Genomic DNA, 12,822 nt, shown 5'->3' with positions numbered 1-12,822 from the left:
GAAATTTTATTTTGCAAAATCGCTTCTACTAAGTTTTAACAATGATATTCAAAATGGATAAAAGAACTTTGATCAATGTAAATTAAATATTTACTCTATTATTGAATATCAAAAAAACAAAAAAAGGTGAAAAAGGGGTCAAAAAATTAAAAAAAGTCTGATTATCCAACGATAAGCAGACTTTTTTCCAATTTTATGTTTTAGTGATTAACTTGTCCTAAAACATCATAGAAATTTTTACATAATTTTAATGCCTTGGGGTTCAAAGTTTTCACTTCTTTTTTAAGATCAGTTGTAATGTTACCTTTGACATCAAAATCAATCATTGGGTACTCATGATAAAAAGAAGCTTCTGGGGTTAGTCTAAAACCAATTTTAATCACGTTTTTTTGTTTATCTAAAAAAACATCATAGATTTGAATTCACATATCTTGTTCAATTGATTGTAATAACCTGAACATTTTAATTTGTTGTTCTTTTCATTTAATGTTTTTAAACTTTCCAGCTCGAACTTGTTCGACATCATTAATATATAAGTTGAATTCTTCATTCTCAAAATTTGCCAGTACTGTGTCCATTTGTTAATTATTTCCATTCTAATTTTTCTTGATTATACCAATAAATTAAATGTCGTGACTTTAACTTTCGGTTTTATTTGACAACCATAATGTCTATTTAAAAAAACGCAAAATTGCGTTTTTTTACTGCTTAAATGGATATAAAACCACTTCATTTGAGTCCAAACTCAAATTAATTTCAATTTTTTAAAAGTCTAAAAATAGTTTTCGATAAGAGTGTGAAAAAGGCATAATTTTTGGTTTTTTTTGACTTTTTTTTGCCTTTTTAATCACAAAAGTGTTTATTTTTCAATACTTCTTGACAAAAAAAAAAAAAAAAGAAAATTAAGATAAGCTTATGGCTTGAAGGGATTTTAAAAATGAAAAAATTATTAGCATTATTAGGAAGTCTTTTAATGGTTGGGGGAAGCGCAACCACCGTTGTTGCTTGCGGAACTCGTGTTTATGATAGAGTTAATATTTCAGGGATTAATACCAAGCTTCCATTAGTTTGACTTAATGATGATTTTGAAAAACTAAAACTAGACATCGCAGCTGAAATAAGAACAATCTCTCAAGATGCTGCAATTGATGTCGATTATACAATTAAAGGTAATACAACCGAATCAGGAAAAGGCAGGATAATTGTTGAATCTATGTCTTCAAGTAAATTACTTGAAGGATCATTTAAACTTGATGTTCTAGGTGACAAAATACCTATATCAGACATTAAAATTAATGATATTAAAGTTAAAGACACCAAAGCTTGAGTTGAGCATAGAATTTCAGATGAAATTACAGTTAAATTTGGAGATGCTCAATTAGGTTATGATTATATCATTGAAGGATTAGATGACTTATTAGTTGGTGATCAAGTTAACATGACTGGTTTTGTTAGTGTTATCGCAATTGGGCAGTGATTAATTGGCGGATTTTTATTACAAATCAATGAAAATGGGTCAATAACAACCCCATTTCCACCAACAGATCCAACTGAACCAACAGATCCAAAACCTGAGGATCGAGTTAATATTTCTGACTTGCAAGGAAAAATAATAAACATTAATAGTATGAGTACAATTCAAGATGCTATAGCAGAAGTCAAAAAACAAATTAAGACTAAATCTAAGTGAGCAGTTTTTGGACGTGATTATACAATTGCTGGAAACCCACAAAAAGATAAAGTACTCCAAGTTAAAACTACACTTACAAGTAAGTGAATAACTGGAAGTTTTACAATTGATGTTAAACAAATATACGATATTTCCAAGATAAATATTACAGGTGCCCAAGTTGGACATAGTATAGATGCTATCAATGGAACAATTCGTGATGCAATTCAGGCTTTATATAGTGATGCAGAAATGAATAAAGATTATGAAGTCCATGGATTAGAAAACTTATTAAAAGATAATGAAGACCAAATTATTGATATGGAAGGGTTTGTCGGAGTTAAGTCAATTGAAGACAATTTAACCGGGGCGTTCTTATTACAAATTAATGAAAATGGTTCAATAACTAAACCAATCGTTCCACCAACTAAACCAACAGATCCAAATTTTAAGAAACAAGATATTTCTCAATTACAAGGAAAAATAACAGGTATTAACAAAGACACAACTAAGGAAGAACTTAATGATCAAATCTATTCAAAAATTCGCAGATTAGTTGAACCTGAAGATGCTATTTTTGGATGGGATTATACAATTGGTGGGAGCCCCAAAAACGATAAGATAATCAAAGTCGATGCCATTGATCCAAGTGATTTAATTTTTGGAAGTTTCACAATTGATGTCGAAAGAGATATTGAGGATATAATCCATATTTCAACAATTAAAGAAGAACTACAACAAATTTTAGCAGAGAAAGAGCATGCAACTTGAACTCAAAGTGAGTTGCAAAATGAGGTTGATACAAAATATGGAGTTGGAGAAATTACAGTTCAAGAAATCGAAACTTCTTCTCGTGCTTGAGACGAACAACATCATAAACAAGATTGAAAATTTATCGGAAATGGATTAATCACCAATTCATATAAATACAATGGTGATGTTACTTTAACTCACGAATGAAAAGAAACAATTGATAAAACAGAAGATATTTCAACAATTCAAACTGCATTAGAGGAAATTTTAAAATCTCGTCCGGCCCAAGCTTGAACTGAAAGTGAGTTGCAAACTGAAGTTAATACAAAATATCCTTTAGGTGGTATTAGTGTTAAAAAAGGTGGTTCATCTCGTGCTTCTCATCCGCAAAGCCACAATGATCCATATATTTTTAGTGGTGATGGTAATATTAGTAATGAACATCAGTACAAAGGGTCAATTACTTTAACACATAGTTGAACAGAAACAATTGATGACACTATAAATATTTCAACCATTACAACTGATTTACAAGCTATTTTAAATAAACGTCCAACTCAAGCTTGAACTCAAAGTGAGTTGCAAAATGAAGTTGATACAAAATATAACGTTGGAGAAATTACAGTTCAAAAAATCGACACTTTAACTCGTGCTTCTGGTGTAGAAAACCGTGTGCACCAATACAAATTTATCGGAAATGGTTTAACCAGCAATTCGTATAAATACAATGGTGATGTTACATTGAATCATGATTGAAAAGAAACAATTGATAAAACTGTACATATTTCAACAATTACAAATGATTTACAAGCTATTTTAAACGAACGTTCTGCCACAACTTGAACTCAAAGTGAGTTGCAAGCTCGTGTTAATACAACATATGGTATTGGGCACATTACAGTTCAAAAAATTGATGCTTTTGGACGAGCTTCTGATGTAGTGGATCGTGTGAATCGATACAAATTTATTGGAAATGGTTTAATTACTAATTCAGCTAAATATAACGGTGATATTAAATTAATTCATAATTGAAAAGAAACAATTGATGACACTGTACATATTTCAACAATTGACGATGAACTGCAAAAAATTTTAGACCATAAAGAGCATGCAGGTTGAACTACAAACGATTTACAAACTAAAATCAATGAAAAATATGGAACTGGAGAAATTACAGTTGAGGAAATAAACTCTTCTTCTCGTGCATGAGACGAACAACATCACACACAAGAATGAAAATTTATTGGAAATGGTTTAATTAGCAATTCAGCTAAATATAACGGTGATATTATTTTGAAACATAAGTGATCAATTGTAATAAATACAACATCACCTATTTCACAAATTCAAGGTGAATTACAACACATTTTAGATGAGAAAAAACATGCAGGTTGAACTACAAACGATTTACAAACTAAAATTAATGAAAAATATGGAACTGGAGAAATTACAGTTGAGGAAATAAACTCTTCTTCTCGTGCATGAGAAACACAACATCACACACAAGAATGAAAATTTATTGGAAATGGTTCAGTCAACAATTCATATAAATATAATAGTGACGTTACTTTAACTCATGGTTGAAAAGAAACAAGTGACACAACCCAACCTATTTCAACAATTCAAACTGCATTAGAGGAAATTTTAAAATCTCGTCCGGCCCAAGCTTGAACTGAAAGTGAGTTGCAAACTGAAGTTAATACAAAATATCCTTTAGGTGGTATTAGTGTTAAAAAAGGTGGTTCATCTCGTGCTTCTCATCCGCAAAGCCACAATGATCCATATATTTTTAGTGGTGATGGTAATATTAGTAATGAACATCAGTACAAAGGGTCAATTACTTTAACACATAGTTGAACAGAAACAATTGATGACACTATAAATATTTCAACCATTACAACTGATTTACAAGCTATTTTAAATAAACGTCCAACTCAAGCTTGAACTCAAAGTGAGTTGCAAAATGAAGTTGATACAAAATATAACGTTGGAGAAATTACAGTTCAAAAAATCGACACTTTAACTCGTGCTTCTGGTGTAGAAAACCGTGTGCATCAATACAAATTTATCGGAAATGGTTTAACCAGCAATTCGTATAAATACAATGGTGATGTTACATTGGATCATGATTGAAAAGAAACAATTGATAAAACAAAAAATATTTCAACAATTTCAAATGATTTACTAGTTATTTTAAACAAACGCCCAACCCAAGCTTGAAGTCAAAGTGAGTTGCAAACTGAAGTTGATACAAAATATGGAGCAGGGGAAATTACAGTTGCAAAAATTGATGCTTTAACTCGTGCTTCAGGTATAGAAAATCGCAAACACCAATACCAATTTATTGGAAATGGCTTAATCAGCAATTCATATAAATACAATAGTAATGTTACATTGGATCATGATTGAAAAGAAACAATTGATAAAACAGAAAATATTTCAACAATTTCAAATGATTTGCAAACTATTTTAAACAAACGCCCAACCCAAGCTTGAAGTCAAAGTGAGTTGCAAACTGAAGTTGATACAAAATATGGAGCAGGGGAAATTACAGTTGCAAAAATCGATGCTTTAACTCGTGCTTCAGGTGTATTAGATCATACAAACCAATACAAATTTATTGGAAATGGTTCAATAAATAATTCATATAAATACAAGGGTGATGTTAATTTAGATCATAATTGAAAAGAAACAATTGATAAAACTATACATATTTCAACAATTTCAAATGATTTACAAGCTATTTTAAACAAACGCCCAACCCAAGTTTGAACTCAAAGTGAATTGCAAAATGAAGTTGATACAAAATATAATGTTGGAGAAATTAGAGTGGAGAAAATAGAATCTTCAAATCGTGCCACCATCACAAAACCATATACACAAAAATGAAAATTTATTGGAAAAGGAAATATAGACAATAATTTCCAATATTATGGTTATATTACTTTGGATCATAATGGTTCAGAACTTATTACTACAAATGGAGATATCAGTCATTTAAAAGTTCAAGTTAAAATTGGTGATACTATAGGGTTTGCTAAAAAGAAAGTGGCAGAAGCAATAAAAAATAATGTTTTTAGCAAAGCAAAAGAGGGTACCGATTATTATTTTGAACTTAATGAACTGGTGAACTTAACAGGCGCATGAAGTGCGCATGATACTGATACATTTGGAAAAAATGGAGAAGCTGGAGTATACACACAAGGAAATGAACTTAAAGGTTCTTTCAAACTTATTGTTGGAACTGGTCCAAAACCACCAGTAATTGATCCACCAGTTGATCCACCAAATCCAGGAAATAAGATTAATATTGATGGTCTTTTCGTTGATGCTTATATTGGGGAAACTGTCGGTCAAGCCAAACGTAAAGTAAAACAAGAATTATCAAAAAGATTAGGCAAAGACGCTGTCGAAGGTGTTGATTATGAAATGAAAAATAGTGAAATCACAGAATTCACAAGTGGAAATACAGATGATAATGCTGTAATCGACAGAGCTCCACTCTCTGCTAATTGATACATCTATGGAAAAAGTGATCGAATTAGTGGTAAGGGAAAAGTTCGAGTTTCACGTGATTCAAATGTAAAACCACCAACCGGAAATGATATTAGTAATATTAAGAGTGAGTTACAAAGTCTTTTAGATTCAGTTCCATTAGGTGACAAATATAAGATGGAAGCAGAAATTCAAAAAAAATTAGATAACAACTCAAAATATAGTGGAATAGTTGTAAAACTATGAAGGCATGATGCAAAGTACTTTGATTTTAAAGGGGGAACTAGTCAATACACTGGTGAAGTATCATTGTTATGAAATGGAAACTCAAATCCTGGTCCTAATCCAGGTGGAGGACCTATAGCCAAGATCAAAGATGAATTGCAGAGAATCGTCAGATCATTTACGAGCGCAAGTAGTATGGAGAGTCTGACAGCCAATATAAGAGATGCGGTAAATCGTGAATTCAGTGGTATAACTACGACATATGAATTTAGAAATGGAATACCTAGAAATTGATTTATATTTACTGGTGATGGCAATCCATGACATGGTCGTATAGACATAGCTTGAGCACTGCCATTATAAATTAAAGAAGTACTTTTAAAAAAAATACCCAAAGGAGGAAGACTTATGATCATCAAAAGAATAACAATCGATTTTGAAACCGAAGAAGAATATAAGGATTTTAAAGCTAAAATCAAGTATTTTAAAAAGAAGACATATATTACAAATAACGGGAATGTTATTAGGTATTGTGTGGACGCCAAGTTTGATATGGAAACAGATCAAGAAGAAGAACACACAATCAAAACAATATAATTTCTCAATCAAATAGTTGAATAAACTAAAATCTTAATAAAACAAAAAAAACGCAAATTTGCGTTTTTTTACTGCTTAAATGGATATAAAACCACTTCATTTGAGTCCAAACTCAAATTAATTTCATTTTTTTAAAAGTCTATAAATAGTTTTCGATAAGAGTGTGAAAAAGGCATAATTTTTGGTTTTTTTTGACTTTTTTTTGCCTTTTTAATCACAAAAGTGTTTATTTTTCAATACTTCTTGACAAAAAAAAAAAAAAAAGAAAATTAAGATAAGCTTATGGCTTGAAGGGATTTTAAAAATGAAAAAATTATTAGCATTATTAGGAAGTCTTTTAATGGTTGGGGGAAGTGCAACCACTGTTGTTGCTTGCGGAACTCGTGTTTATGATCGAGTTAATATTTCAGATATTAATATTGACTCAGTTCATGTTGGTGATGATTTTGAACAATTAAAACAAGATATTGAGACAGAAATAATAGAAATATCTAAAGAAGCAAGAATTGAAGTTGATTATGTCATTAATGGTGATACAAACAAACCAGGAACAATCGTTGTTGTTGCTGTGCCTTCAAGTAAATTACTTGAAGGAAAATTTGAAATAAGTGTTGGACAAATAGATATTTCCAAGATTCAAATTAATGATATCAAAGTCGGACTTGAAAAAGCTTCAGTTGAAGACAAAATTGATAAAGAAATTAAAGGCTTATTTGTTGATGCTCAATTAGGTTTAGATTATGTCATTGAAGGATTAGATGACTTATTACGTGGAACTAAGATTATTAGAACTGGATTGATCAGCGTTATTGCAAATGAAGATTATTTAACTGGTGGGTTTTTATTAGAAATTAATGAAAATGGTTCAACAACAACTCCACTCCCACCAACTAAGCCAACAATTCCTGGTTATAAAAAGAAAGATATTTCTAAAATTGAAATCAAAGATGTAACTAATAAAACAACAATGGTTGAAGTTAAAACAAAAGTGGCAGAAAAAATTAAAACTATATCTAAAGAAGCGATTTTAGGAGCTGATTATCTAATTGTTGGAAATCCACAACAAGATAAAATAATTAAAGTTAAAACAATTAGTTCAAGTTCATGAATTGAAGAGAATTTTGAAATTCAAGTGAAACAAGATATTTCGAATATTGAAATAAATAATATCAATGTCGGAATGGAAACTCGTGCAATTGAGGGTGAAATTTTGAATGCAGTCAAATCCTTATATGATAATGCTAAATTAGATACAGATTATAAAGTTGAAGGATTAAAAAATTTATTAATCGATGATCAGGACGAAAAAATTGACATCACTGGATATGTAAGTGTTCTGGCCATTGGAGATTATTTAATGGGAGCATTTTTATTAGAAATTAGTGAGGATGGATCAATAACTAAACCAATTGAAAAACCGAACCGACCAACAATTCCTGATGAAAAGAAAGATATTTATCTTTTACAAGGTGAAATTACAGATGTTGACAATGAAACAGACAAGAAAGAACTTGATGCTATTATTTATTCAAAAATCAAAGAATTTGCAGAACAGGATGTTTTAGTTGGATGAGATTATATAATTTCTGGAGATCCAAAAAAAGACAAGATTATCAAAGTTTCGGCAACTAGTTTGAGTGAATTAATTGAAGGAAGTTTTACAATCAATGTGAAACCAGTTATTCGTTCTATCGATATTTCAGACGTTGAAGTTAATGACATTAAATATGGGGATAACATAGATCAAGCTCATGCAAAAATTGCAGAAAAAATTAAAGCGAAATATGAAGATGCTCAATTACGCCAAGATTATACAGTTGAAGGGTTAGAAAAAATCATAAAAGAAGGTGTTATCGGAATTGATGGAAAGGTAACTGTTAAAGGTGTTGGAGCACGTTTACATGGGGGATTTGATTTAGAAATTAATGAAAATGGTTCAACAACAAAACCATTCGAACCGGGAACAAATCCACCTGGTTCTATTCGACCAGAACTAATTCCTCTTTTAACCAACATTGAAAATATTAAAATCACTGATGTAACTAATAAAACAACTGAGGGCGCACTTAAAAATAAAATTGAAGAAGAAATTCAAAAAATATCTAAGGAGGCTAAATTTGGTATTGATTATCTAATTGAAGGTAATCCCAAAAATGATAAACAAATTCAAGTTAAAGCAACTGGTTCAAGCAAGTGAATTATAGGAAGTTTTACAATTGATGTTAAACAACTTAACCTAACAGAAAATATTTCAAAAATTCAAGCTGAGCTACAAGCTATTTTGGATGAACGACCAACCCAAACTTGAACCGACACTGATTTACAAAATCGAATTAATACAAGATATGGCAATGGAGAGATTACAGTTCAAAAAAGCGAAACTTCAAATCGTATTTCTGGGGAAAATCTTCACCAAAATAAATACAACTTTATTGGAAACGGAACAGAATACAATAAGTTCAAATATGATGGCAACATAACTTTAACTCATAAGTGAAAAGAGACAGTTGACAAATCAGAAGATATTTCAACAATTACAAAAAATTTACAAGATATTTTAAGTGGTAGAAAAGAATCAGCTTGAACTCAAAGTGAGTTGCAAATTGAGGTTGATAAAATTGATGGTGTTGGAGCAATTACAGTGCAAAAAGATGGGGTTTCAACTCGTTCTTCAAGCATAGTGCCTGGCAAAGACAAATGAAAATTTATTGGAAATGGAAAAATTGATAATGCTTTCACATATAATGGTCAAACTAGTTTAGACCATAATTGATCAAAAACAACTGATACAACCAAACCTATTACAAACATTGATTCTCAATTACAAGCTATTTTAAGTGGTAGAAAAGAATCAGCTTGAACTCAAAGTGAGTTGCAAAATGAAGTTGATAAAATTGATGGTGTTGGAGCAATTACAGTGCAAAAAGATGGGGTTTCAACTCGTTCTTCAAGCATAGTGCCTGGCAAAGACAAATGAAAATTTATTGGAAATGGAAAAATTGATAATGCTTTCACATATAATGGTCAAACTAGTTTAGACCATAATTGATCAAAAACAACTGATACAACCAAACCTATTTCAGACATTAATGCTCAATTAGAAACTATTTTAAGTGGTAGAAAAGAATCAGCTTGAACTCAAAATGACTTGCAAACTGAAGTTGATAAACTTGATGGTGTTGGAGCAATCACGGTGCAAAAAGATGGGGTTTCAACTCGTTCTTCAAGCATAGTGCCTGGCAAAGACAAATGAAAATTTATTGGAAATGGAAAAGTTGAGAATGCTTTCAACTATAATGGTCAAACTAGTTTAGACCATAATTGATCAAAAACAACTGATACAACCAAACCTATTTCAGACATTAATGCTCAATTAGAAACTATTTTAAGTGGTAGAAAAGAATCAGCTTGAACTCAAAGTGAGTTGCAAATTGAGGTTGATAAAATTGATGGTGTTGGAGCAATTACAGTGCAAAAAGATGGGGTTTCAACTCGTTCTTCAAGCATAGTGCCTGGCAAAGACAAATGAAAATTTATTGGGAATGGAAAAGTTGAGAATGCTTTCAACTATAATGGTCAAACTAGTTTAGACCATAATTGATCAAAAACAACTGATACAACCAAACCTATTTCAGACATTAATGCTCAATTAGAAACTATTTTAAGTGGTAGAAAAGAATCAGCTTGAACTCAAAGTGAGTTGCAAATTGAGGTTGATAAAATTGATGGTGTTGGAGCAATTACAGTGCAAAAAGATGGGGTTTCAACTCGTTCTTCAAGCATAGTGCCTGGCAAAGACAAATGAAAATTTATTGGGAATGGAAAAGTTGAGAATGCTTTCAACTATAATGGTCAAACTAGTTTAGACCATAATTGATCAAAAACAACTGATACAACCAAACCTATTTCAGACATTAATGCTCAATTAGAAACTATTTTAAGTGGTAGAAAAGAATCAGCTTGAACTCAAAGTGAGTTGCAAATTGAGGTTGATAAAATTGATGGTGTTGGAGCAATTACAGTGCAAAAAGATGGGGTTTCAACTCGTTCTTCAAGCATAGTGCCTGGCAAAGACAAATGAAAATTTATTGGGAATGGAAAAGTTGAGAATGCTTTCAACTATAATGGTCAAACTAGTTTAGACCATAATTGATCAAAAACAACTGATACAACCAAACCTATAGGAGATCTTGAGTCTGCATTGAAAGCAATTTTAGCCGAACGTCCAACAGAAGCTTGAACTGAAAGTGATTTACAAAATCGAGTTAATAAAGATTATCCTTTAGGCGGAATTAGTGTTAAAAAAGGTAGTTTGTCTCGTGGTTCTCATACAGAAAACCGCGAAGATTTATATATTTTTAGTGCTAATGGCAATATCAATAATGTCCATGAATATGTTGGTGAACTTCCATTAACTCACACTTGAACAGAAACAATTTATATAAAAGATGATATTTCTAAAATTAAAATCACTGATGTAACCAATAAAACAACTGATAGTGAAGTTAAGAATAAAGTTGCGGATAAGATAAAAGCTATTAATAAAGCTGCAGTTTTAGGAACTGATTACACAATTAAAGGAAATCCACAAAATAGTCAAACTATTCAAATTAAAGCAACTGACTCAAGTGAATTAATTACAGGAGCATTTACAATTAATGTTCTAGATAATAGGAAAGATGTAAGCAAGATTAGTTTGGGAATTAAAATTGGAGAAACTGTAGCGAATACTCATGCTAAAATACAAGAAAAAATAAAAAAAGAAGTGTTGGGTAGATACCCTGATGAAGGCCGTGATTATCGAATCGATATGAACCAAGTAACTAAATTAACACATGACATTCATGGTGGACTCAATGCTACTTTTAAAGATTCAGGGACAGTAGACGTCTTTGGGGTTGGGGATAGACTTAAGGGTAAATTCATCTTTCATGTTAACAAGGATGGAACAGTTCCAGGTACAAATCCACCAGTTGATCCACCAACTCCAGGGAATAAGATTAATATTGATGGTCTTTTAGTTGATGCTTATGTCGGAGAAACTGTGGGTCAAGCCAAACGTAAAGTAAAACAAGAATTGTCAAAAAGATTAGGCAAAGACGCTGTTGAAGGTGTTGATTATGAGATGATGGATAGTGAAATATCATGATACACCAATGGAAATACAAATGACAACGCTGTAATCGACAAAGCTCCATATTCTGGTAATTGATACATCTATGGAAAAGGTGATCGAATTAGTGGTAAGGGAAAAGTTCGAGTTTCACATGATTCAAATGTAAAACCACCAAATCCTAATCCACCAAGTTCAAACGATGTTTCAATTGTGAGAGACAGATTACAAGCATTACTAGATAGACAAGCAATCCAAGAACATCATTCAATATTAGAAAAAAGAATGAACGAAGAATTAGCAAGTGACCCAGAATTAAAAGGCATAGTAGTACGACAAGCTTCTACAGGTAGAAATGAATATGTGTTCTGAGGGGATAAGAATGGATGAACAGGCAGAATAACACTGTCATGACGCAATCCAAACTGACCAAACAAATTACAATAATTTGTAATTTCACATCATCTTTTTAAATCAAGGTGTATAGAAAAATTGTTCATAAATTCATTTTGAACTGAAACTAAAAATAGAATAATTTTTACTACACACAACAATGATAGGCAATTACTAACTATAAATCAAATATACCCAAGAAAGGAAGACTTATGATCATCAAAAGAATAACAATCGATTTTGAAACCGAAGAAGAATATAAGGATTTTAAAGCTAAAATCAAGTATTTTAAAAAGAAGACATATATTACAAATAACGGGAATGTTATTAGGTATTGTGTGGATGCCAAGTTTGATATGGAGACAGATCAAGAAGAAGAACACACAATCAAAACAATATAATTTCTCAATTAAATAGAGTAGTAAACCAAAAGTTTATTACTCTTTTTTAATGGCTAAAAGTCCTTGTTTTTTGTGTTTCAAAAAACCTTCATTTTCACCAAATAAATTATAAATTTTTTTTGACAATAGCAGCAGAAAGTGGGAAAATAATATTGAGGCAAATATATAAAAATTAA

General features: G+C 31.0%; 5 protein-coding genes. 4 read left to right on the top strand and 1 reads right to left on the bottom strand.

Annotated elements, in window-relative coordinates; genetic code table 4:
• Positions 1-200 precede the first annotated feature (200 nt).
• Positions 201-578 carry a hypothetical protein gene (locus ELUMI_RS01415; RefSeq protein WP_025734026.1) on the bottom strand — a complete coding sequence of 126 codons (378 nt, stop codon included), beginning with the start codon at positions 576-578 and terminating at the stop codon, positions 201-203.
• A 359-nt stretch (positions 579-937) separates the two neighbouring features.
• Here ELUMI_RS01415 and ELUMI_RS01410 point away from each other — a divergent pair, with 359 nt between their 5' ends.
• From ELUMI_RS01410 to ELUMI_RS01395, 4 genes are all read left to right on the top strand, one after another.
• On the top strand, positions 938-6,505 hold the full coding sequence (locus ELUMI_RS01410) for a lipoprotein (RefSeq protein ID WP_100618536.1): 5,568 nt from the start codon (positions 938-940) through the stop codon (positions 6,503-6,505).
• Between the two features lie 45 nt (positions 6,506-6,550).
• The gene (locus tag ELUMI_RS01405) at positions 6,551-6,739 is read left to right on the top strand and encodes a hypothetical protein (RefSeq protein WP_100618534.1); all 189 of its coding nucleotides are present in this window, start codon (positions 6,551-6,553) and stop codon (positions 6,737-6,739) included.
• A 304-nt stretch (positions 6,740-7,043) separates the two neighbouring features.
• Complete coding sequence (locus tag ELUMI_RS01400) at positions 7,044-12,299, top strand: lipoprotein (RefSeq protein ID WP_100618535.1); 5,256 nt, start codon at positions 7,044-7,046, stop codon at positions 12,297-12,299.
• Positions 12,300-12,457: 158 nt separating this feature from the next.
• Positions 12,458-12,646, top strand: a complete 189-nt coding sequence (locus ELUMI_RS01395) for a hypothetical protein (RefSeq protein WP_100618534.1) — start codon at positions 12,458-12,460, stop codon at positions 12,644-12,646.
• Positions 12,647-12,822: the final 176 nt, after the last annotated feature.

The organism is Williamsoniiplasma luminosum, assembly GCF_002803985.1.
GTDB classification, from domain to species: Bacteria; Bacillota_I; Bacilli_A; order Mycoplasmatales; family Mycoplasmataceae; genus Williamsoniiplasma; species Williamsoniiplasma luminosum.
Note: the sequence above shows the minus strand (reverse complement) of the source record. Positions and strands in the feature narration are given on the sequence as shown.